Here is a 19645-nt window from a genome sequence, read left to right as displayed (position 1 = left end):
GAACCACTATGATAGTCATTACGGAATTCATGGACGAGGCCGCCGTTCGCGAAGGCCTCTCCGGTCGGGATGTGGTCTATGACCCCATGCTCGTCGACAAGCCCGACGAACTGGCGGGCCATCTGGCCCATGCCCGCGCGCTGATCGTGCGCAACCGCACGCAGGTCCGCCCGGCCTTGCTGGATCTTGCACCCCATCTGCACGTTGTCGGCCGCCTGGGGGTCGGGCTGGACAATATCGACATGGAAGCCTGCAAGGCGCGAGGAATCGCGGTCTGCCCCGCCATGGGCGCGAACGACGATTCGGTGGCGGAATATGTTATCGGCACTGCCATGCTGCTGTTGCGGGGGGCCTATCGCGCGAATGCCGATCTGGTAGCCGGAACATGGCCGCGCAACCGCCTGACCGGGCGCGAGATTTCCGGCAAGGTGCTGGGCCTGATCGGCTTTGGCAGCATCGCACGGGCGACGGCTCAGCGGGCCGTAGCTCTTGGCATGACGGTGGTGGCTTATGATCCCTTCCTGACGGCCGACAGTCCGGTCTGGACCCAGAGCTGGGGCAAGGTCACACCGCTGTCCCTTGATGACTTGCTGGCCGGATCGGACGTGGTCTCGCTACATGTGCCGCTGACCGCGGACACCCGGCGAATGATCGATGCGGCGGCGATTTCGCGCATGCGCAACGACGCGATCCTGATCAATGCGGCGCGCGGCGGCGTCGTGGACGAGGCCGCGACCGTCGCCGCGCTGAAAAGCGGAACGCTTGGCGGTGCCGCCCTCGACGTGTTCGAGACCGAGCCGCTGAGCGCCGAGGCAGGCGCAGCCTTCGCCGACGTGCCCAACCTGGTGCTGACACCCCATATCGCCGGCGTCACGGTGGAATCGAACGACCGGGTTTCGTGGCTGACGGTCAGGAATGTCCTCGACCATCTGGAGCGGGAACAGGCATGACGAAAGCATCCATTGCACAGGCGCAGGCCGCCGTTGCCGCCGCCCTCCGCGACGAGGGGGTTGCCGAACAAGCGGCCCTGTCCGTAGCATGTGCCCTGGTCGGGGCCGAGGCCGACGGGCTGAAGGGCCACGGATTGTCGCGCCTGCCCAGCTATCTCTCGCAGGTGCGCAGCGGCAAGATCGACCCCAGCGCCGTCCCTGTGGCCGAGCGCGTCGCGACCTCGGTCTTGCGCATCGACGCCGCCCATGGCTTCGCCTATCCGGCCCTCGATCTTGCGGTCGAGCAGCTTCCCGCCATCGCACGGGAAACCGGCATCGCCGCCGCCTCTATCCATCGCTCGCATCATTGCGGGGCAGCTGGGCTCGTGGTCGAGCGGCTGGCCGAACAAGGACTGGCGGCCCTGCTGTTCGCCAATACCCCTGCGGCCATCGCGCCATGGGGCGGCACCACCGCCTTGTTCGGCACCAATCCCATTGCCTTCGCCTGCCCACGCACAAACGGCGCACCGATCGTCATCGATATGTCGCTCTCCAAGGTGGCGCGTGGCAATATCATGGCGGCCAAGCAAAAGGGCACGCCGATCCCCGAGGGCTGGGCGCTCGATGCCCAGGGCCAGCCGACCACCGATCCGGTCGCAGCGCTGGCGGGAACCATGCTGCCGCTTGGCGATGCCAAGGGCACGGCACTGGCGCTGATGGTCGAACTGCTGGCGGCGGGGCTGACGGGGGCGCAATACGCGGCCAACGCCTCGTCTTTCCTCGACGACCAGGGCGGGCCACCCTCCACGGGGCAGTTGATCATCACCCTCGACCCCCGGGTTCTGGGTGGATCGAGCACGCTGAGCCATGTCGAGCACCTGGCCGCCGCCATTGAAGCGCAGAAAAACGCCCGCATCCCCGGCTCGCGACGCATTGCTCAACGCCGGAAGGCCGCCGCCGAAGGGATCGAACTGCCCGAGACGCTGCTGTCCAGAATCGCGTGAATCAAATCGCATGGCTCCGGCAAGGAGCCATACGACAACCAGCATTGCCTGCACGAACGATCGGGGATCCGCGATTCGACTTGCAGGCCCCGATGAAGATGGAAGGCGGGCGCGCCTTGCCTCGGGTTTGCGCTCGCCAACGGTCTCTCTGCGGTTCCCGTGACGTGGAAGCGAGCAGCATCTTGATGTGAGAATCTGGCGAGCCTTCGGTGCTCCCACGCCCGTTCCATGTAACCGCCTGGCAGCGAAGGCCCACCCGCATGACCCTTTCCGTCTTGCTCATCCTGTCATTGTTGGTGGGCCTCGGCGAACCATTCGACACAGGCGGCGCTGATGTCGATTTCCACAGGTGATTCCGCCAGCGGCTTGCCCTGTTCCAGGGTCAGGATCTGCGCCAACCTCTCGCGCTCTTGCAGGATCAGCGCGTGCCAGCGCTTCAGGATCTGCGCCCGCTGTGCGGCGGTGCGGGCAGACCATTCGGTGAAGGCCGTTGCGGCAGCCTCGATGGCCAGGGCGGCAGCCTCGCGCGTCAGTCGCGGCACGTCACCGATATGCTCGCCCGTCGCGGGGCAGGTGACGGCGATGCTTGCACTGTCCGACGAGCTACGCCACGCCCCCGCGAAACAGGCCCGCTGCCGCAAAGCGCGGGTCGTTTGAAAAGCGCCCCCCATCGGTTCCCTCTTGCTGGCTGCTGAATGAGCTTGCATCCCCTGCCTGCTCTGAAATGAAAGTATATCTAAATCAAATAAAATTATGGTTGCATTAAATGTAAGCATAACTATTGTTGTTTGGCATGGAGGGCCGCCATGTCCATACGAATACTTAGAACACTCATCGCCGTCGCCGATCACGGCACCTTCAGCGCCGCGGCAGACGCGGTTTTCGTCACACATGCCGCCGTCAGCCAGCAGATGCGCGCGCTGGAGGCGGAATGGCAGGTCGCGGTCTTCGATCGCTCGAAACGCACCCCGGAACTAACCCCGATCGGGCGGGCGCTGCTGGCCAAGGCGCGCGAGGTGGTGCGCGCCTATGACGACATCGTGCCGTCGGTTCTGGGCGACGATGGCCTCAAAGGCGATTTCAACTTGGGCGCGGTGCCGACGACGCTGATCGGGTTGGTGCCCTTTGCCACCGCCATGCTGAAAACGAAATGCCCGGAACTGCACGTGGGGCTGTTCCCTGGCCTGTCCATCCCGCTGATCCACCAAGTCGAGCGAAACGCACTTGATGGCGCGCTGATCTCCAAGCCCGACATGCTGCCGCGTGAGTTGATCTGGCATCCCATCGCCTCCGAGGAACTGGTCCTGATCTGTTCCGAACAGATCAAGGACGACGACCCGGTCAGGATCCTGAATGAAAACCCTTTCATCCGGTTCACCCGCGATGCCGTGGTGGGCTCGATCATCGAGAAATGGCTGCTATCCAACAATATCGCCGCCAAGGACAGCATGGAACTGGCTGGGCTTGAGGCGATCTACAGCATGGCGCTGGCCGGGCTCGGGGTCTCGATCGTTCCCGAATCCTGCGTCAGGATCGCCAATCCGCCTCCCTTGCGGCGCATCCCGCTGGCGCCCAAAGACGCCCCCATGCGGCACCTAGGGCTGGTGCAGCGCAAAGACAGCACCAAGAACCGCGTCCTGGGCGAGATCGCCCGCGCGATGGAGCGCGCCGTCGAGGTGGGTATCTTCTCGCCCGAGACGATCGCCCGGATCTCGTGACGTACCGCAAGGGAAGGTTGCACTTGCATTGCCGCTGCGGGGCGCGCATCTTAAGTATATGTAAATAATATAAGATTTTATTTACATGACTGTAAGAAGAAATTGTGGCTGGCCGCCGCATCGACCCGAAAGCAATCATGACCGATCATCTATCACCTGCCCGGATCACCCCGAATGGCCTCACCTGCCCTGCCTTGAAAGGCAGCGCGACTTCACCCGCATATCCGGCAAGGACGCCGACCCCATGACGACAGGCTTCATCACGGCGCTTCTTGCCGGAGCATTCGCCGGCGGGTTCATCAACGGCCTGGCGGGATTCGGCACGGCCCTGCTGTCCCTGGGATTTTGGTTGCAGATCATGCCGCCGCCACAGGCGGTGGCCATTGTTGTGGTCATGTCGGTGGTGAGCGGCTTGCAGGGGCTGTGGATCACCCGGCGCGAGATCCGCGACCGCCCAGGCCGGCTGGCACGCTTTCTCGCGCCGGGGCTGATCGGGCTGCCCTTGGGGGTGAGCTTGCTGAGCGTGATCAGCGCGCCGGTGTTGAAGCTGGTGATCGCCGGCTTCATGATCACCTATGGCGGTTTCTTCACGCTGCGCCGTTCATTGCCCCGTTTCGAACAACCGACGCCCCTGATTGACGTCGGCATCGGCTTTACGGGGGGCGTCCTGGGCGGCGCGGCATCCCTGTCGGGGGCATTGCCGACGATGTGGTGCGCCATGCGCCCCTGGCCCAAAGGCGAGACCCGCGCGGTGCTGCAGCCCTATAACGTCGGTATCCTGGGCATGGCCGTCGCGCTTTTTGCCCTGCAGGGCCTCTACGACCGCGAAACCCTGCTGTTGATCGCGATGGCTCTGCCGACCACCATCATCGGCGCTCAGCTCGGCATCAGGCTGTTCCACCACCTGAACGACACCCAGTTTCGCCGGTTGCTGATCGGGGTGATGTTCGCCTCGGGCGTGGCGCTTGCCCTGCGCGAACTCATGTGAAAAGGGGCCGGCGAATGTTGCCGGCCCCCTTTTCCAGTCCGGAAGTTCAAGCTTGCTTGAAAAAGGGCGCCGGGATCAGGATCTTGTTCTCGATGTGATCGACCAGCGGGCGCATCTGAACGGCATAGGCTTGCCATTCCTCCGACGCTTGCAACGCCCTGCGCCGTTCCCAACGGTCGTCCATGCTGTCATAGCCCCACATATGCACGATCTGGTTCAGCGGACCGATGTCGGTGAAGTAATAGCCCACCATGTTGCCAAGGATGCGGGTCTGCACCGACAGTCCCTCTTCTTCATACAGCTTGAGGAATTTGGGCACATTGCCGTTCTTCAGCGTATAGGTCCGCATGTCGATGAACATCGCGATCTTCCTTCAGTCAGGTTTGGTTCAGAAATGAAGCAGGTGGATGGTGACCAGCGCGAAGACAGCCAGCAGCACGGTCAGGCAGCAGACGATGCCGATCGCGGTACCGCCGACCTCGCCCAGCTTTTTCAGCGAGGTTTTCATTCCGAGCGCGGCGATGGCGGTGACCAGGCACCAACGGGACAGTTCAAGCAACAACGCCGTCACTTCGGGCGGGATGAGCTTGGCGCTGCCGATCAGCACCAGCGCGGCAAAGCCGATCACGAAGAAAGGAATCGGCAGCGACTGGCCGGGCGCGCGGCTTTTGCCAAACAATAGCGAGATTGTGACGACCACCGGGACCAGCAGCGCGACGCGCAGCAGCTTGACGAAGGTGGCGGTCGCCCCGGTCTCGTCTGAGACGGAATAGCCGGCGCCAACGACCTGTGCCACGTCGTGGATGGTGGCTCCGAAAAAGACCCCCATCGCATGTTCGGACATGCCGAGTGCCGCACCGACCATCGGATAGACGATCATCGCCAGTGTCGACAGCGCGGTGACGGCAATGACCGTGAAGATGGTGTCGCGCTCGTGATTGGGATCGTCCTTGGGGAGCACCGACGAGATCGCCAGAGCCGCCGAGGCACCGCAAATCGCAACTGCGCCGCCCGTCAGCAGGCCGAAGGACAGCGAGCGGCCGAACAGTCGGGACAAGATCACGCCCGCAGCGATGGTCAGCCCGACGCCGGCAAAGGTAATGAAGACGACACCCAGCCCCGCTGCTGCGATCTGCTGAACCGTGATACCGAGGCCCAGCAGAGCGACACCGAAACGCAGAAGCTTCTTTGCGGCGAACTCGATGCCAGCCGCGGTCGAGGAGTCCGGTTCAGCCAAAAAAGTGAAGGCCATGCCGAGCAGCAGGGCCATAAGCATGATCGGCGCGCCATAGTGATCCGAGAGGAAGCGTGCGGCCAGCGCTACCGTGACAGCCGAGAGAATGCCGGGGAACAGCAGCCGCGCTATGGATGGCGTAGCAAGAGCAAACTGCTTCATCCGATGAGTTCATCCCGGCGGTCATCGGTCTCGCCGAACCGCTTCAGGACGGCAGGCTTGGTGCCTTCGTAGACGCGCTCCAGGTTCTCGGCGATCTTGGCGTTCTCGCGTTCGAACAGGCAGTTGCCTTCCAGGTCCGAGGCCACCAGGAACGGCCCCATCCGGTTGCAGCGGATCACCCACATCGCCTGGGCCAGGCCGAGTTCCTCGTTCCAGTGCACGGCCTCGACATTCTCGACCCCGCGGCCCAGAAGCGCGCCGGTGCCGTAACCCACGGTGGACAGGTAGATGGCACCGTTCGGGACGAAATATTCCTTGTAGTCCCTGGACGACATGCCGCCCTTGCCGATGATCAGCTTGGCGCCGGTCTTGGCCATCCACTCGGGCAGCCATTTCGCAAAGCGGAAGCTGGCCGTGGCGGTGACGGCGCCCATGTCGAAGCTGCCATCCTCGCGGATGGTCGCGGCGGGCGAGCAATGGAAATTCGCCGCGCTCTGCGACGGCAGTTCCATCGGGATGTTCGCCTTGTCCTCCAGCGCGCGCATATAGACGCCTTCGCGCGCAGTATACATCAGCCCGTTCAGATAGACGATGTCGCCCATGCGCAGCGCGGCGATCTCCTCGGGCGTGGGGGTGGTGGACAGGATGACTTCACGCGGTTTCATTCGGCGGCCTCCATCGCCATGTCCCAGCCCACGGTCTCGCGGCGTTGATAGGGGGTAAACCAGTCGGGATCGGTGCGATGCTCGACCCGCCCGTCGGGATAAATGCGGGCCACGGCGCGGCGCGAGGAGAGGCAGAAGGCATGGACCGACATCTGCATGCCGCCGGTATGGCAGTAGCCGACCTCGATATGGGTATCGATCACCATGTTCTTGCCGACAAAGCCCATCGCACCCATGCCGATGGAATTGCCGAGTTCCTTGAACTCTTCCTCCAGCGCAGCGATGCGCGGATCGCTGTTGCGGTCGCCCACCGTGCGCAGGCAGGCGGCGCGCTTGCCCAGCACCATGCAGGTGTCCTTGCAGCCACCGAGCCCGATGCCGATGATCGCCGGCTGGCAGGCCAGCCCGCGCTTGCCGAAGGCCACCAGGCTGTCGAGATAGAACCGCTTGATGCCCTGGATGCCGTCCGAGGGGAACAGCATCCGGTAATCGGTGCCGAACAGCCCGCCCTTGTGGACCGTGATCAGATCGATCCATTCGCCGCCGGGCTCATAGCCATATTCGATCTCGGGCGCGCCGATGCCGACATTGTTGTTGTGGTCGGTGCGCCACAGCGGATGCACCCGGTTCGGCCGCAGGGGCACGCCGTTCGTGGCGTTGGCGGTGGCACGGCGCAGCGCCTCCTCGAGTGCGATGGGACCACCCTCGATGCGGGTGTCGTTGCCCATCTTGACATACCAGCGCGGCGTGCCGGTATCGCCGCACATCGCGCGCCGGTCCTGCTTGGCAGCCTCGTAATTCTCCAGCATCGCCTGCAGCACGAAGGACGACAGGTCGCCATCCTCGGTCTTCGCGGCGGCCTGTAGTCCCTGCAGGTAATCGTCGGGAATCTCGATGGCGGCCTTGGCCATGAGATCCTCGGCGGTGGATTGGATCAGGTTGATCGGTATCACGTCAGCTTCCTCCTGTGCCGGGACGCGCGCCCGGCCCCTCTCACTGGGTTGCAACGAGCGTTTCGGGTTCATGCGCGGGCAGGATCGTTTCCCCAGGGCGGACGATGGTGAACTGCACCTGTTCGCGGCTCAGCGTCAGGTCGTCGCCCTGTTTCCGCGCGAGAGTGAAATACGAGGTCTCAAGATCGCCGCTTTCGGGGAAATCCTCGCGGAAATGCGCGCCGCGAGAGTTCTCGCGCAACTCGCCCGCCCGCGCGATGACCTCGGACACCTCGACCAGCGAGGCCAGGTTCAGCCAGTCGTGCCAGGTCAGGTTGAAGGCCAGGTTCGCCGGATCGACTCCGGTCTGCATCAGCTCGTCCCGGATCTCGGCGATGCGCTTCTGGCCGCGCTGCAGGCCGGCGCCGGTGCGCATGACGCCGACATCCTCCCACATCGCCTCCTGCAGCTTGTGGCGCAGCGGCTGGATCGGCGCCGCCGTGCGCGAGAACGGATGGCAGGCGCGCGCGACCTCGGCCGCCAACACGGTTTCGTCGGGATCGCGCAGCGCACCCATGCGGCGAATGTCGGCGCCCATCACGTCGCCGGCGATGCCGCCGAAGACGGTCGAGTTCGCCACGCCATTGCCGCCCAGACGGTTCGAGCCATGCGCGCCGCCGGCATCCTCGCCCGCGACATAAAGCCCCTCCATCTCGGTGCGTGTATCGGGATCAACGACAACGCCGCCCATGAAGTAATGCGCGGTCGGCACCACCTCGACCTTGCCCGCGGCCAGGTCAAAGCCGCTGTCGGCGCAGCGCTTGACCATGCCTGCGAATTTCTTGCGCACGTTCTCGGGGCCGAGGTGGCTCATGGAAATGAACATGCCGACTTGCGCAGGATCGTTGTTCTTGCGCATCTCGGCATAGATACCGCGGCTGACCACGTCGCGCGTGGCCCGCTCGCCGCGTGCGTCATAGTCGAACATGAAGCGGTCGCCGCGCGCGTTCAGAAGCTGACCGCCGGCGCCGCGCAAGCCTTCTTCAAGCACCGTGCCGGTCATGCGGGTGTGGTCGCCCGCCAGCAGGCCCGTGGGATGGAACTGCACCATCTCCATGTCGCGCAGCGGCAGGCCGATGCGCAGCGCCATGGCCAGCCCGTCCATGGTCTTGTCGCCCGAGGGTGTGTGATACTTGTACATGGTCGGGCCGCCGCCGGTGCCCATCATCACGCATTTGGCGCGCACGAAGCGGAACCGGCCTGTCCGCATGTCGATGAACAGCACCCCCGCCAGCGAGGCCCCGTCCGCGGTCGGGATCAGCCCGATGGCGCGGTGTTCCTGCAGCTTGCGGATCGGGCGGGCCAGCACCTGCTCCATCAGCCGGCTGATGATCTCGATGCCGGTCAGGTCGCCCTTGTGGACGGTGCGGTCTGCGGTCTGGCCGGCAAAAGCCTTCTGGTGCAGCGTGCCGTCCGGGTTGCGATCGAAGAAACAGCCGATCTCGTTTTCCAGCTCGCGGATGCGGACGACGGCTTGCTCGCATAGCCGCCAGGCCATGTCCTGGTTTGGCAACCACTTGCCGCCGTTGATCGTGTCCATGAAATGCCGCTCGACCGTATCGCCGCCGCCAAGCGCGACGTTATAGCCGCCCTGCACCATGCGCGTGCAGCCGCATTTGCCGACCAGCCCCTTGACGGCCAGCGTGATCCGCGTGCCCGGCGGCGCGCTTTGCTGGGCATGCAGCGCCGCGAACAGCCCCGCCCCGCCCGAACCGAGGATCAGGATGTCGGTTTCGTCCCGTTCGATGTCGAATTTCAATGGCATGGTTCACACCGCCCGCAGAAGAAAGGTTCCGGAGATCAGGAAGGCGCCGGCAATCGTTGCCGCCGCGAGGCTTTTCTGCCGCGGCGACCAGGGCAGGAACTCCAGCGCCAGCAGGCGCAGCCCGCCGAAGAAATGTGCGGCCAACAGGAAAACCAGCCCGAATTCCGCGAATTTCACCAGCGGGTTGTCGGCGAAGCTCAGGAAGCGGTCCAACTGCTGCGGCCGCGTCAGCGCCAGCGACAGCACATAGAAATGCGCGGGCAGGAACAGGGCCAGCGCCAGCCCCGACAGCCGGTGCAGCATATAGGCCAGCCAGAGCGGGTGTTTGCGATACGGCTTCATCATCACAGCATCGTCACGGCCGAAACGGCGCGCGCCCCCATGAACAGAAGGACGATCCCGACGCCCCAGGTGAAGATCTCAAGCCACCGCCCGCGCAGGCCGGTAACCTCGTGGACGATCACTCGCAGCCCGATGGCCGCATGGACCGAAACCGCCACCACGAATGCGCCGTAGAACAGGAACCAGGCGATGCTTCCCTGCGTGCGCGACAGGATCTCCGCGCTGCTCAACCCGCCCTGGATGGCGTAGATCATGACGGCGAGATGCCCCAGCACCAGCGGCCCCATGACCATCGCGCTCAGCCGCTGCGCCATGTAGTAATGAAGATTGAGCATCATCCCCTCCCCTTCAGGAACGACCGCGCGGCGGCGCGCTTGAGCCCGGCGATGGCACTCAGCGGATCGAGTTCGTTCGGGCAGAAGCGCGTGCAGCTGCCCTGCGAATGGCAGTTCGTGCAGCCACCCGGCCCGGTCACGGTGTCGAGGACGGCCTGCCGGTCCTCCACCTTCACGTCGTTATAGAGCGTCCAGGCGCGTTGCAGCGCCGCCGGGCCGAGGTAATCGGGATTGCCCGCGACCGTATCGCAGGAGGCATAGCAGACCGCACAGTTGATGCATTCGATCGCGGTATTCGCAACGACGCGGCCGGGCTCCTCCGGGCTGACCTCCTGAATCGGTTCGGCGCGGCTGCGGCTGGGCTTGTGAACGCCGCCGGCCTCCACCCATTTGTCGAAGAACGGGTCCATGTCCGCCGCCAGATCCTTGATCACCGGCAGGTTCCGCAGCGGACCGATCTGCAGCTTGCCATCCGCCAGCACACGCTTGACATGGGTCCGGCAGGTCCAGCGCGGTTGGCCGTTGACCATCATCGCGCAGGAACCGCACATGCCCACGCGGCAGGCATAGCGATAGGTCAGGGACGGATCGACGGTCTGCTGAATCCAGCTGACGACATCGAGTACGGTCTGATTGTCCTGGGCTGGCACCGAGAAGGTCTCGTAGGCGCCCTGATCTCCCGATCCGCGCCAGACCGAAACCTCCATTGTCTTTGTAATCTCGCTCACAGCACACCTGTTGGCTCGTCTCGTGCTGTCACCGTATACTCGATATTATCTAACATAAAGGAACTAATACTAAATAGTTATGTAAGTAAAATTTATGATCTGATGCGAGCCGCCATGAAATGCGCGCGCCGGCGCCCGCGAATTCAACCAATCCACACAGCAAAACAGGTCGCAGACGACGACAGACGGGCTCCGCGGCAAGTTGTTCCTGTTGACCAGCACCCTGCCCGCAGCCGAACCGAAAGGGAGCAGGATAGATGACTGCCCCACCCCGATACCGCCATCAACCAGTTGTCAGATAAGGATAATCCTTGTTCCTCACCTGCCGGCGCAGGGATCTATGGTAAATTTACCTTTCATTACATATAAGAATTAATGTTTTTGTGGCAGTAAAATTTTCACATAGAGTGTTCCCACGAGGTGGCCCATGTGCTGACCGGCGCTATGCGCTGTCTCAGGGGCGCCGCCTGACCTGCAAGGAGGAATGCAGGAACCGCTATCGACCCCATTCCCCTCTTTCCGGGGGAGCAGCCAGCATCAGGGCGACCCGTATCGGGCCGCGTGCCAGAAACCGCAGGGAGGAGACATGCAGCAACAGGATCCGCTGCTTGCCGTTCGTGGCGTCACAATTCAGTACAAGACGCCACATCATCTGATCACGGCAACCTATCGCGTCAGCTTCGATGTCTATCAGGGTGACCGTTTCATCCTGCTCGGGCCGTCGGGCTGCGGGAAGTCCACACTTCAGAAGGCCGTCGGCGGCTATATCACCCCCACCGAGGGCGAAATGACGCTGAAGGGCCGCAAGATCACCCAGCCCGGCCCCGACCGGATGATGGTGTTCCAGGAATTCGACCAGCTTCTGCCGTGGAAGACGGTCAAGCAGAACGTCGCCTTCGCCTTGCAGAACGCCAAGGGCATGTCGCGCCGTCAGGCCGAGGAAAAGGCGATGGAATATGTCGAGAAGGTGGGCCTGGGCAAATTCGCCAACAGCCATCCGCACATGCTGTCGGGCGGGATGAAGCAGCGCGTCGCCATCGCGCGGGGCATGGCGATGGAGCCCGACATCCTGCTGATGGACGAACCCTTCGCCGCACTGGACGCCCTGACCCGGCGCAAGATGCAGGACGAGTTGCTGAAGCTCTGGGACGATACCCGCTTCACCGTGCTGTTCGTCACCCATTCCATCGCCGAGGCGATCAAGGTCGGCAGCCGCATCCTGCTGCTGTCTCCGCATCCGGGCCGGGTCAAGGCCGAGCTGAACAGCACCACGGATCCGAAAGAGGCCGCCGAGCTGGAGCGCCATATCCACCAGATGCTTTTCGCCCACGAACCCGAGGAGGTGGAACATGCCTGAAGCGACCGCCCGCGTCATGCCCCATCGCCCCGGCGCCGCCACCGACCGCCCCGAGATCTATCACGACGAGGTCGAGGGGGGCGAACTGGATATCGTCGAACAGCCGCTCTCGCTTTTCCAGACGCTCTATGGCGAGCCGTGGCTGCGCAAGCTGTTCATCCTGGTCGTGCTGGCCTGCATCTGGGAAATCTACGGCCGGATTCTGAACAACGACCTGCTGTTCCCGACCTTCACGGCCACGGCCGGCGCCTTCTTCAGCTCGCTGATGAACGGCACCCTGCCCGCGGCGGCGTGGGTGTCGGTCAAGGTCCTGCTGACCGGCTATGTCATCGGCATTGCGCTGGCCGCCGCGCTGACCGCGCTGGCGATGGCATCGCGGATCGGGACGGACTTCCTCGAAACCATGACCTCGATGTTCAACCCGCTGCCGGCCATCGCGCTCTTGCCGCTGGCGCTGATCTGGTTCGGGCTCGGCAATGCCAGTCTGGTCTTCGTGCTGGTTCATTCGGTCACCTGGGCCATCGCGCTGAACACCCATTCCGGCTTTCTGGGCGTCAGCAGGACGCTGAAGATGGTCGGCCGGAACTACGGTCTGAAAGGCTTCGGCTTCATCACGAAGATCCTGATCCCGGCCGCCTTCCCCAGCATCCTCACCGGGCGGAAGATCGGCTGGGCCTTCGCCTGGCGGACGCTGATCGCGGCCGAGCTGGTGTTCGGCGTCAGCTCTGGCTCGGGCGGTCTCGGCTGGTTCATCTTCGAGAACAAGAACCTGCTGGACATCCCCAAGGTCTTCGCCGGCCTGCTGACCGTCATCGTCATCGGCCTGATCGTGGAGAACCTGATCTTCCGCACCGTCGAGCGCTACACCATCCAGCGCTGGGGCGTGCAGCACTGACATCGAACAGCCGCCTGCCCCGAAAGGGGCGGGCTTTTCACGGACAGGGAATCCGTAGCTTCAGGGAGAGAGAGACATGAAACACTTCAAGCTGGCCGCCGCGCTTGGCACAGCCATCTCGGTTTTCGGGGCATTGCCGTCGGTCGCCGAGACCGTCAATGTCCGGCTGGCCCGACAGTTCGGCATCGGCTACATGCCGCTGACTCTGGTGCAGGAACAGGGCCTGCTGGAAAAGCACGCGAAAGAGGCCGGCGTGGATGTCACCACCGAATGGCTTCGCTTCACCGGCGGTTCGGGCATGAACGAGGCACTGCTGTCGGGCAATCTGGATATCGCTGCAGGCGGCACCACGCCGATGCTGACGATCTGGGCGCGGACGCAGAACAACCTCACGATCAAGGGCGTGGCCGCCTTGTCATCGATGCCGCTGCATCTTGTCACCACCGATCCCGAGATCGAATCGATCGCCGATTTCTCGCAAGGCGACAAGATCGCCCTGCCCGCGGTCAAGACCTCGATCCAAGCCATCACCCTGCAGATGGCGGCCGAGAAATATCTGGGCGAAGGCAAGCATGCCGACCTCGATACCTACACGGTCTCGATGGGCCATCCCGATGCGCAACTCACCCTTCTGGGCGGCCAGTCCGAGATCAACGCCCATTTCGGCTCACCACCCTTCCAGAACCAGGAGGTGAAGGATGGGCAGGCCCGCAAGATTCTCGACAGCTACGACGTCCTGGACGGTCCCCACACCTTCACGGTCCTCTGGGCCAAGAACGATTTCGTCGAGAAGAACCCCCAGGTCGTCGGAGCGCTCATGGCCGCGCTTGAGGAAAGCATCGCCTTCATCAAGGAAAACCCCGAAGAGGCTGCGCAGATCTGGGCCGGGGCCGAGAGCACGAACCTGACCCAGGAAGAGATCGTCGCCCTGATCCAGGATCCGCAGACCAAATGGACGACCACGCCCGAGCGCCTGCTGCCCTATGTGAACTTCATGGCGCGGGTCGGGCTGATCGCCAGCGATACCGACGACTGGCGCGACCTGTTCTTCGACACGGTCCATGACCGCGACGGAAGCTGACTTTTCTTTTGTGTGCATCGTAAGGGGAATGCTGAGGCGGTCTATTTCCTGGATAGTCAGTACTGTGTTCGATCAGCGGGCGCTGCTGCGCCCGCTAAAGCCTTTTTCTACCTGGCTCTAAGCCAGAAATCCTCAGACCAAGTGTCGCTTCCATCAGCCCAGTTCCGTGGAGCTTGCAGTCCAGAACGATCTATTGCGCCCATCGCGCGAGGCTCATTATGCCTGACATCGCCCTCGATCTCCGCTTTCTCCACTATGCGATCCTCGTCGCGCGCCTCGGCAGCTTCAGCGCGGCGGCCGAGAGCCTCGATCTATCGTACACGACCGTCAACCGCCGCGTCAGCCTCCTGGGGCGAAGGCTGGGTTTCCAGCTCTTCGAGCGCGACACGACTGGAGCCCACCTCACCCCTGCCGGAGCCAGGTTCGTGGAGGATGCCGAGCGCGGAATGACCACGCTCCTTCGGGCGGTCGACAGCGCCCGAAACTTCAAGAAGGGCGCAACCGGAATTCTGCGCATCGGCATCATGACCTCCCTGTCCGGCGGGTTCCTTGCCGAATTGCCTAACACCTTCCATGCGAAGTACCCGGAGGTCAGGTCGAAATCAGCGAGGTCACCTCGGAGTCAGGCGTAACAGGGGTGCTCTGGGGGCATCTCGACCTGGCATTTCTTCCGCGGACGGATCATCGAGAACACCCGCGAACTGCAATGCGCTGCGCCCAACCTTGCCGCCATGCGCGCCAAGGATGGTGTCGCTACGCTGTCCGATCTGGTCCGGTCCTCGCTGCGCCTGCGCCCCGACCGCATCCCGATCGGCGAGGTGCGCGGTGCCGAGGCCCTCGACCTGCTCAAAGCCTGGACGACCGGCCATCCGGCGGCATCGGCACCGTCCATGCCGGATCCGGGATCGGCGCATTGCGGCGGCTCGAACAGCTGATCCAGGAGGCCGTCGTCATCGTGCCGCGCGCCCTGATCGCCGAGATCATCGATCTTATTGCCGTGCTTGCCGGCCGTGGCGCATCCCGCCCGCTGGTCGAACTCGCCCGCGTGGAAGGCCTCGGCCCGGATGGCGACTACCGCATCGCCTCCGTCATTCCCGATACCGACACGACAGAAAACACTGGAGAACCAGAATGATCCGTCCTGCCCTGCGCCTCCACCATCACGCCGCGACGGCCGCGACCGCTGCCTATGTCAGTCTGTTCATCGCTCCGGCCACACATGCTGCCGGTTCCTCGATGCCCTGGGAAGCGCCGCTGCAATCTATCCTCGATTCGGTCGAAGGACCGGTGGCGAAGATCGTGGCAGTGATCATCATCATCGTCACCGGGCTGACCCTGGCCTTCGGGGACACAGGCGGCGACTTCCGGCGCCTGATCCAGATCGTCTTCGGCATCTCCATTGCCTTCGCGGCCTCCGGCTTCTTCCTGTCCTTCTTCAGCTTCGGCGGCGGGGCGCCGGTGTGATGTCTGCCGGGCTGGAACAACTGGACGCGGTTCCAGGCTTCTCGGTCCCGGTGCATCGCGCCCTGACCGAGCCGATCCTGCTCGGCGGGGCGCCCCGGAGCGTCGCCATCCTCAACGGCACGCTGGCCGGGGCTGTCGGCCTCGGGTTGCAGCTTTGGTCGGCCTATGTCACCGCGACGATCACCGTCTGGGACGAAAACGCCCGCGTCGCCGATGAGAAGCTGCGTCTGGTCGAAAAGATCGTTCAGGGCCGGGATTTCACCGCCATGATCGAGACGATCAACGCCGTCGATGCCTGGCTCGGCTCTGGTCGGGCACCAGATCCTTGATCACCGGTAGGTTGGCCAGCGGAAAGATCGTCGCGGGTTGGGCCAGATCAGCCATGGCGCGGGTGCAAGCGGTCCAATTCGTGCCATCGATCGTCATGGCGCATGACCCGCCTACGCCCTCGCGGCACGAACGCCGGAAAGTCAGCGTCGGGTCGATCCTGTTTTTCATCCAGATCAGCGCGTCGAGCAGCATCGGCCCGCAATCGTCCAGATCGACGCGGAACGTATCCAACCGCGGGCCGGCCATGCCGTCGGGATCGAAGCGATAGATGCGCAGCGTTGCAATCCGCGTGGCGCCCTCCGGCGCGGGCCAGGATTTCCCCTCGGCGATGCGCGAATGCACCGCCACACCCAGGTTGCGCGGGACCGGAAAGCGCCGTGGCCACTTCAGACGCGGCACCTCGTCCGAGCGATCGACGATCATGGCCCCTCGCCTTGTGGGCGGGATGTCCGGGGCTGTGCGTCGATGGTGATGGCGATGGGGTCGCTGGCGGGGAAGGTTCCTTGCAGCGCCAGGTCGAGAAGCGTCTCGACATGCGCCGCCTGTCCCGGATCCCGGTCCCTCGCCGGCAAGGGGGTCTCGTGATCCCCGCCGGCCTCCGCGCCTGGGCTTCCGGGGCCGGGCGATCGGGCGAAATCCAGCGCGCCGCAGCTCAGGATCCTGCCGCTTGCGTCCGCGGTGATCCGAATGCGGCGGCTGGACGAAAAGAAGATCAGCCGCACCGTGCCGGCATCCTTGCCCGCGCCGCGCTCGAACCGGCTGGTGATCGTGCCGTCGCGCATGCCCTGCCGCAAATCGTCGGCGCTGATCCCGAACGCCCTGGCCAGGACGGCCGCGTCGATCCGGGCGCCGTCCTGCTGCAAGTCGATCCCAGGCATCGCCGCCTCTCTTTCCCGGCCTCACTCGGCCGCCACCACGCGCCCTCCCGGACCCGCTCCGGGCCAGGCGCAATCCTCCAGCGTCGTGCGGTCCAGCTCGGCCATGAAGGCCTCGCGCGCCGCGGAAAGCTGCGGCCGCAGGCGGCAGTGCGGCCGCAGGACGCATGCACCGCCGTCGGCGCGGAAACATTCCACGATGGCGAACTTGCGCTCCAGATGGCGCACCACCTGCCCCAGCGTGATCTCATGCGCCGGGCGCATCAGCCGCAGCCCGCCGGACCTGCCGCGCTCGGACCGCACGAAGCCGCCAAGCCCCAGGTCGCTGACCACCTTGGCCAGGTGATGCTGCGAGATGGCGAACTCCCTGGCGATCTGCCCGGTCGAGATCGGCTTTTCCGGCGCCCCCGCCAGGCGCATCAGCACCCGCAATCCGTAGTCGGTAAAGGTCGCAAGACGCATCGGCTCTCCTGAATTGGTATTGACAATACCGATTATGTGGGCGGATATTCGGCATTGCAAGTACCGAATATGGGCTTCGCGCATCCTCCTGCCCCGCGGCGCCCGACTCACCGTCAGATCCCCCGCTCATGGAGACAGCCATGCCCCAGACCACATTCCCATTGCACGACCGGACGGTCGGCGAGATCGCCGCGCGGCTTCCCGGCGCGTCCGGCGTGTTCCGCCGCTTCGGCATCGACTTCTGCTGCCACGGAGAGGTGCCGCTGGCCGAGGCGGCCAATCGGCGCCAACTGGACCTTGGCGCGCTCGAGGCGGTCCTGGGCGACCTCGACCCGCTGGCGATCCCCGATGCGCCACGCGAGACCGGGGCGCTGATCGACCATATCCAGACCCGCTATCACCAGGCGCATCGCCGGCAGATCCCCGAGCTGATCGCGCTTTCGCGCAAGGTCGAGGCGGTCCATGCCGGCCACCCGGAGGTGCCCGGCGGCCTGGCCGACCTGCTGCAGCGGATATGGGGCGAACTGGAGGTGCACATGAAGAAGGAAGAGCTGATCCTGTTCCCGGCCATGCGCCGGCAGGCGGCGGACCGGATCGCCGCCCCCATCGCCGAGATGCGGCACGATCACGACGATCACGGCGCCTTCCTGGCGGAGCTGGCGCGGCTGACGCAGGACCATACCCTGCCCGAGGGCGCCTGCCGGACCTGGCAGGCGCTTTACGCCGGGACCGCGCAGCTGCGGGCCGACCTGATGGAGCATATCCATCTGGAAAACAACGTGCTGTTCCCGCGCTTTGAAAAGGCCGCATGAGGCCCGCTGCCCGCCCGCTGTTTCATGCGGCGCCGCCCGCCGCCGGCGCCGCATCCGACGCCCCGAAGCCCGCCTTTTGCCACCCCTTCAAGGAGGAGGTTCCATGGTCCGACCCGGTTGCATCCTCGCCGCCTCGCTGGCGCTGCTGCCGGCTGCCGGCCTTGCCCAGACCGGCCAGCCCGCCACGACCGCGGCGGCGGAAGAGACATGGCTGCCCAGCCTGCAGACCCGGACGCCGCAGCAGGGCTTCGACCTGGCCATCGGCATGGCGCGGCGGGCGGTCGGGACGACCCAGCCCGATGTCGCGGCGCTGAGGGCGGGGCGGCCGGGCTATGCGGCCGATGCGGGCAGGCTGATCGACGTCTCGGCTGTGGCGGCGGCCTGGTTCGCGACCATCGCCGCGGCCAACGACTATTGGCGCGAATGAACCTGAACGGAGGACGATCATGGCCGACATCTCCATGCCCAAGGCCAGCGCCGCGCTTGCGGCAAGGCGGCACGCGCTGGCGCCGGCGACCGACGATGCCTTTCTGGCGCTGTCGAAGGCGGTCTTTGCCGACGGCGCGCTGGACAAGCGCACCAAGCAGCTGATCGCGGTCGCCGTGGCCCATGTCACGCAATGCCCCTGGTGCATCGAGGGCCATGTCAAGGGTGCCCGCCGCGAGGGCGCCAGTCCCGAGCAGATCATGGAGGCGATCTGGGTCGCGGCCGAGATGCGCGCCGGGGCCGCCCATGCCCATGCCAACAAGGCGCTTGCGGTGCTGGACCAGATCGATGGCGCGTGAAGCCTGCCCATGCCCTGCTGCCGTCCCTTGCGGAACATGGCTAGGGGTCGAGGCCTGCATGAAGGGCGCGGCGGCAGTCCGGCAGATCACCGCGAGGCTCGATGCCACCCTTGGCCTTGCCGATAGCCGCAGGGCCGGCCAGGTCGCCCTGCCGCCGCGCCCGACCATCCGCGTATCCGCAAACCGGAGCCTGCACAGATAAAGGACAGGACCATGTCAGCCCAGATCAGCGACAGCATCGAAGAGAAGCGGGGGTTCTTCACCCGCTGGTTCATGTCGACGAACCACAAGGACATCGGCATCCTTTACCTGTTCACCGCCGGGACGGCCGGGCTGATCGCCCAATACGAGATGATCGAGCCCTGGCTGCACGCCGAGACGCCGGCGCCGGAGCGCGAGCGGCTGCAATCGCCCAGGGAGCGTGCAGCACTTGACGGCTATTACGAGTGCATCCTGTGCTTCTGCTGCACCTCGGGCTGCCCCAGCCACTGGTGGAACGGTGACCGCTTTCTAGGTCCCGCCACGCTTCTTCAGGTGTGGCGCTGGCTGGCCGACAGCCGCGACGAGGGACGCGGCGAGCGGCTCGACGCCCTCGAGGATCCGTTCCGCCTCTATCGTTGCCACACGATCCTGAACTGCACCCGCACCTGTCCTCGCGGGCTGAACCCCGGCCGCGCCATCGCCGAGATCAAGAAGAAAATGATCGAGCGACAAGGCTGACA

25 protein-coding genes and 2 pseudogenes are annotated in these 19645 nt (G+C 64.7%); 15 read left to right on the top strand and 12 right to left on the bottom strand.

Annotation, left to right across the window (positions count from 1 at the left end; all coding sequences use genetic code 11):
- Window positions 1-8 precede the first annotated feature (8 nt).
- Window positions 9-950, top strand: coding sequence for a hydroxyacid dehydrogenase (locus tag KF941_RS26125; RefSeq protein ID WP_214275023.1), 942 nt, complete (start codon window positions 9-11; stop codon window positions 948-950).
- Window positions 947-1933, top strand: coding sequence for an Ldh family oxidoreductase (locus KF941_RS26120; protein WP_214275022.1), 987 nt, complete (start codon window positions 947-949; stop codon window positions 1931-1933). Before KF941_RS26125 ends, KF941_RS26120 begins: the two co-directional genes overlap by 4 nt.
- 287 nt (window positions 1934-2220) lie before the next feature.
- Here the strand turns inward: KF941_RS26120 and KF941_RS26115 are convergent, their stop codons facing one another.
- Window positions 2221-2604: an aldehyde dehydrogenase family protein gene (locus KF941_RS26115; protein WP_214275021.1), complete on the bottom strand. Its 384-nt coding sequence runs from the start codon at window positions 2602-2604 to the stop codon at window positions 2221-2223.
- 135 nt (window positions 2605-2739) lie between these two features.
- Between KF941_RS26115 and KF941_RS26110 the strand changes: the two genes are divergently transcribed.
- Both KF941_RS26110 and KF941_RS26105 read left to right on the top strand, forming a co-directional pair.
- On the top strand, window positions 2740-3651 hold the full coding sequence (locus KF941_RS26110; RefSeq protein ID WP_072463789.1) for a LysR family transcriptional regulator: 912 nt from the start codon (window positions 2740-2742) through the stop codon (window positions 3649-3651).
- Between the two features lie 244 nt (window positions 3652-3895).
- The gene (locus KF941_RS26105; RefSeq protein WP_214275020.1) at window positions 3896-4639 is read left to right on the top strand and encodes a sulfite exporter TauE/SafE family protein; all 744 of its coding nucleotides are present in this window, start codon (window positions 3896-3898) and stop codon (window positions 4637-4639) included.
- Between the two features lie 46 nt (window positions 4640-4685).
- Here KF941_RS26105 and KF941_RS26100 read toward each other — a convergent pair whose 3' ends face one another.
- The 8 genes from KF941_RS26100 to KF941_RS26065 are packed head-to-tail and all read right to left on the bottom strand — an operon-like array spanning window position 4686 to window position 10841.
- Window positions 4686-5000, bottom strand: coding sequence for an NIPSNAP family protein (locus KF941_RS26100; RefSeq protein WP_214275019.1), 315 nt, complete (start codon window positions 4998-5000; stop codon window positions 4686-4688).
- A 27-nt stretch (window positions 5001-5027) separates the two neighbouring features.
- The gene (locus KF941_RS26095; RefSeq protein ID WP_072463786.1) at window positions 5028-6035 is read right to left on the bottom strand and encodes a YeiH family protein; all 1008 of its coding nucleotides are present in this window, start codon (window positions 6033-6035) and stop codon (window positions 5028-5030) included.
- Window positions 6032-6700: a fumarate hydratase C-terminal domain-containing protein gene (locus KF941_RS26090; protein ID WP_036759411.1), complete on the bottom strand. Its 669-nt coding sequence runs from the start codon at window positions 6698-6700 to the stop codon at window positions 6032-6034. The genes KF941_RS26095 and KF941_RS26090 overlap by 4 nt, the downstream gene beginning before the upstream one ends.
- Window positions 6697-7653, bottom strand: a complete 957-nt coding sequence (locus KF941_RS26085) for a fumarate hydratase (protein WP_036759410.1) — start codon at window positions 7651-7653, stop codon at window positions 6697-6699. Before KF941_RS26085 ends, KF941_RS26090 begins: the two co-directional genes overlap by 4 nt.
- Before the next feature lie 40 nt (window positions 7654-7693).
- Entirely contained in the window at window positions 7694-9451 is a 1758-nt protein-coding gene (locus tag KF941_RS26080; protein ID WP_214275249.1) for an FAD-binding protein, read from the bottom strand.
- A 9-nt stretch (window positions 9452-9460) separates the two neighbouring features.
- Entirely contained in the window at window positions 9461-9802 is a 342-nt protein-coding gene (sdhC, locus tag KF941_RS26075; RefSeq protein ID WP_214275018.1) for a succinate dehydrogenase, cytochrome b556 subunit, read from the bottom strand.
- Window positions 9802-10137, bottom strand: coding sequence for a succinate dehydrogenase (locus KF941_RS26070; RefSeq protein WP_240540632.1), 336 nt, complete (start codon window positions 10135-10137; stop codon window positions 9802-9804). Before KF941_RS26070 ends, sdhC begins: the two co-directional genes overlap by 1 nt.
- The gene (locus KF941_RS26065) at window positions 10134-10841 is read right to left on the bottom strand and encodes a 2Fe-2S iron-sulfur cluster-binding protein (RefSeq protein ID WP_240540631.1); all 708 of its coding nucleotides are present in this window, start codon (window positions 10839-10841) and stop codon (window positions 10134-10136) included. The genes KF941_RS26070 and KF941_RS26065 overlap by 4 nt, the downstream gene beginning before the upstream one ends.
- A gap of 607 nt (window positions 10842-11448) precedes the next feature.
- Between KF941_RS26065 and KF941_RS26060 the strand changes: the two genes are divergently transcribed.
- The 7 genes and pseudogenes from KF941_RS26060 (at window position 11449) to KF941_RS28235 (ending at window position 15988) form a co-directional block, all read left to right on the top strand.
- Window positions 11449-12219, top strand: coding sequence for an ABC transporter ATP-binding protein (locus KF941_RS26060; protein ID WP_214275016.1), 771 nt, complete (start codon window positions 11449-11451; stop codon window positions 12217-12219).
- Window positions 12212-13114 carry an ABC transporter permease gene (locus KF941_RS26055; RefSeq protein ID WP_240540630.1) on the top strand — a complete coding sequence of 301 codons (903 nt, stop codon included), beginning with the start codon at window positions 12212-12214 and terminating at the stop codon, window positions 13112-13114. The genes KF941_RS26060 and KF941_RS26055 overlap by 8 nt, the downstream gene beginning before the upstream one ends.
- Before the next feature lie 76 nt (window positions 13115-13190).
- A complete protein-coding gene (locus KF941_RS26050) occupies window positions 13191-14195 on the top strand; it encodes an ABC transporter substrate-binding protein (protein ID WP_036759403.1) in 1005 nt (334 codons plus the stop codon).
- A gap of 218 nt (window positions 14196-14413) precedes the next feature.
- A complete protein-coding gene (locus KF941_RS26045; RefSeq protein WP_214275015.1) occupies window positions 14414-14827 on the top strand; it encodes a LysR family transcriptional regulator in 414 nt (137 codons plus the stop codon).
- Window positions 14828-14875: 48 nt separating this feature from the next.
- Window positions 14876-15330, top strand: a pseudogene (locus KF941_RS26040) (ATPase, T2SS/T4P/T4SS family); the annotation flags it as partial.
- Window positions 15327-15659, top strand: a complete 333-nt coding sequence (locus KF941_RS26035) for a TrbC/VirB2 family protein (protein ID WP_214275014.1) — start codon at window positions 15327-15329, stop codon at window positions 15657-15659. The pseudogene KF941_RS26040 and the gene KF941_RS26035, both read left to right, overlap by 4 nt.
- Window positions 15659-15988 carry a VirB3 family type IV secretion system protein gene (locus KF941_RS28235; protein ID WP_240540629.1) on the top strand — a complete coding sequence of 110 codons (330 nt, stop codon included), beginning with the start codon at window positions 15659-15661 and terminating at the stop codon, window positions 15986-15988. The genes KF941_RS26035 and KF941_RS28235 overlap by 1 nt, the downstream gene beginning before the upstream one ends.
- On the opposite strand, the gene KF941_RS26025 is transcribed toward KF941_RS28235, so the two are convergent.
- From KF941_RS26025 to KF941_RS26015, 3 genes are read right to left on the bottom strand one after another with little or no spacing between them, the layout of a single operon-like run.
- Window positions 15939-16412 carry a 2Fe-2S iron-sulfur cluster-binding protein gene (locus KF941_RS26025; protein ID WP_214275013.1) on the bottom strand — a complete coding sequence of 158 codons (474 nt, stop codon included), beginning with the start codon at window positions 16410-16412 and terminating at the stop codon, window positions 15939-15941. The genes KF941_RS28235 and KF941_RS26025 overlap by 50 nt on opposite strands.
- Window positions 16409-16867 carry a DUF6522 family protein gene (locus KF941_RS26020; RefSeq protein WP_214275012.1) on the bottom strand — a complete coding sequence of 153 codons (459 nt, stop codon included), beginning with the start codon at window positions 16865-16867 and terminating at the stop codon, window positions 16409-16411. The genes KF941_RS26025 and KF941_RS26020 overlap by 4 nt, the downstream gene beginning before the upstream one ends.
- 21 nt (window positions 16868-16888) lie before the next feature.
- Window positions 16889-17326, bottom strand: a complete 438-nt coding sequence (locus KF941_RS26015; protein ID WP_214273527.1) for an Rrf2 family transcriptional regulator — start codon at window positions 17324-17326, stop codon at window positions 16889-16891.
- A gap of 140 nt (window positions 17327-17466) precedes the next feature.
- On the opposite strand from KF941_RS26015, the gene ric reads away from it, so the two are divergent.
- The 4 genes and pseudogenes from ric to KF941_RS25995 form a co-directional block, all read left to right on the top strand.
- Complete coding sequence (gene ric, locus KF941_RS26010; protein WP_114536727.1) at window positions 17467-18138, top strand: iron-sulfur cluster repair di-iron protein; 672 nt, start codon at window positions 17467-17469, stop codon at window positions 18136-18138.
- A gap of 103 nt (window positions 18139-18241) precedes the next feature.
- Complete coding sequence (locus KF941_RS26005; protein WP_214273528.1) at window positions 18242-18565, top strand: hexameric tyrosine-coordinated heme protein; 324 nt, start codon at window positions 18242-18244, stop codon at window positions 18563-18565.
- Between the two features lie 19 nt (window positions 18566-18584).
- Window positions 18585-18923, top strand: a complete 339-nt coding sequence (locus tag KF941_RS26000; protein ID WP_214273529.1) for a carboxymuconolactone decarboxylase family protein — start codon at window positions 18585-18587, stop codon at window positions 18921-18923.
- Window positions 18924-19262: 339 nt separating this feature from the next.
- Window positions 19263-19643: pseudogene (locus tag KF941_RS25995) on the top strand (4Fe-4S dicluster domain-containing protein); the annotation flags it as partial.
- Between the last annotated feature and the right edge of the window lie 2 nt (window positions 19644-19645).

This window comes from Paracoccus sp. pheM1 (genome assembly GCF_018499825.1).
Classification (GTDB): domain Bacteria; phylum Pseudomonadota; class Alphaproteobacteria; order Rhodobacterales; family Rhodobacteraceae; genus Paracoccus; species Paracoccus versutus.
This window is presented reverse-complemented; position numbering and strand designations above follow the sequence as displayed.

Excerpts from the sequence above, each read along its gene's own strand:
- KF941_RS26025 (WP_214275013.1), bottom strand. The coding sequence starts at position 16,412 with ATGATCGTCGATCGCTCGGACGAGGTGCCGCGTCTGAAGTGGCCACGG.
- KF941_RS26125 (WP_214275023.1), top strand. The coding sequence starts at position 9 with ATGATAGTCATTACGGAATTCATGGACGAGGCCGCCGTTCGCGAAGGC.
- KF941_RS26110 (WP_072463789.1), top strand. The coding sequence starts at position 2,740 with ATGTCCATACGAATACTTAGAACACTCATCGCCGTCGCCGATCACGGC.
- KF941_RS26070 (WP_240540632.1), bottom strand. The coding sequence starts at position 10,137 with ATGATGCTCAATCTTCATTACTACATGGCGCAGCGGCTGAGCGCGATG.
- KF941_RS26065 (WP_240540631.1), bottom strand. The coding sequence starts at position 10,841 with ATGGAGGTTTCGGTCTGGCGCGGATCGGGAGATCAGGGCGCCTACGAG.
- KF941_RS26100 (WP_214275019.1), bottom strand. The coding sequence starts at position 5,000 with ATGTTCATCGACATGCGGACCTATACGCTGAAGAACGGCAATGTGCCC.
- KF941_RS26045 (WP_214275015.1), top strand. The coding sequence starts at position 14,414 with ATGCCTGACATCGCCCTCGATCTCCGCTTTCTCCACTATGCGATCCTC.
- sdhC (WP_214275018.1), bottom strand. The coding sequence starts at position 9,802 with ATGATGAAGCCGTATCGCAAACACCCGCTCTGGCTGGCCTATATGCTG.
- KF941_RS26000 (WP_214273529.1), top strand. The coding sequence starts at position 18,585 with ATGGCCGACATCTCCATGCCCAAGGCCAGCGCCGCGCTTGCGGCAAGG.
- KF941_RS26120 (WP_214275022.1), top strand. The coding sequence starts at position 947 with ATGACGAAAGCATCCATTGCACAGGCGCAGGCCGCCGTTGCCGCCGCC.
- KF941_RS26005 (WP_214273528.1), top strand. The coding sequence starts at position 18,242 with ATGGTCCGACCCGGTTGCATCCTCGCCGCCTCGCTGGCGCTGCTGCCG.
- KF941_RS26060 (WP_214275016.1), top strand. The coding sequence starts at position 11,449 with ATGCAGCAACAGGATCCGCTGCTTGCCGTTCGTGGCGTCACAATTCAG.
- ric (WP_114536727.1), top strand. The coding sequence starts at position 17,467 with ATGCCCCAGACCACATTCCCATTGCACGACCGGACGGTCGGCGAGATC.
- KF941_RS28235 (WP_240540629.1), top strand. The coding sequence starts at position 15,659 with ATGTCTGCCGGGCTGGAACAACTGGACGCGGTTCCAGGCTTCTCGGTC.
- KF941_RS26090 (WP_036759411.1), bottom strand. The coding sequence starts at position 6,700 with ATGAAACCGCGTGAAGTCATCCTGTCCACCACCCCCACGCCCGAGGAG.
- KF941_RS26015 (WP_214273527.1), bottom strand. The coding sequence starts at position 17,326 with ATGCGTCTTGCGACCTTTACCGACTACGGATTGCGGGTGCTGATGCGC.
- KF941_RS26105 (WP_214275020.1), top strand. The coding sequence starts at position 3,896 with ATGACGACAGGCTTCATCACGGCGCTTCTTGCCGGAGCATTCGCCGGC.
- KF941_RS26035 (WP_214275014.1), top strand. The coding sequence starts at position 15,327 with ATGATCCGTCCTGCCCTGCGCCTCCACCATCACGCCGCGACGGCCGCG.
- KF941_RS26095 (WP_072463786.1), bottom strand. The coding sequence starts at position 6,035 with ATGAAGCAGTTTGCTCTTGCTACGCCATCCATAGCGCGGCTGCTGTTC.
- KF941_RS26115 (WP_214275021.1), bottom strand. The coding sequence starts at position 2,604 with ATGGGGGGCGCTTTTCAAACGACCCGCGCTTTGCGGCAGCGGGCCTGT.
- KF941_RS26055 (WP_240540630.1), top strand. The coding sequence starts at position 12,212 with ATGCCTGAAGCGACCGCCCGCGTCATGCCCCATCGCCCCGGCGCCGCC.
- KF941_RS26050 (WP_036759403.1), top strand. The coding sequence starts at position 13,191 with ATGAAACACTTCAAGCTGGCCGCCGCGCTTGGCACAGCCATCTCGGTT.
- KF941_RS26020 (WP_214275012.1), bottom strand. The coding sequence starts at position 16,867 with ATGCCTGGGATCGACTTGCAGCAGGACGGCGCCCGGATCGACGCGGCC.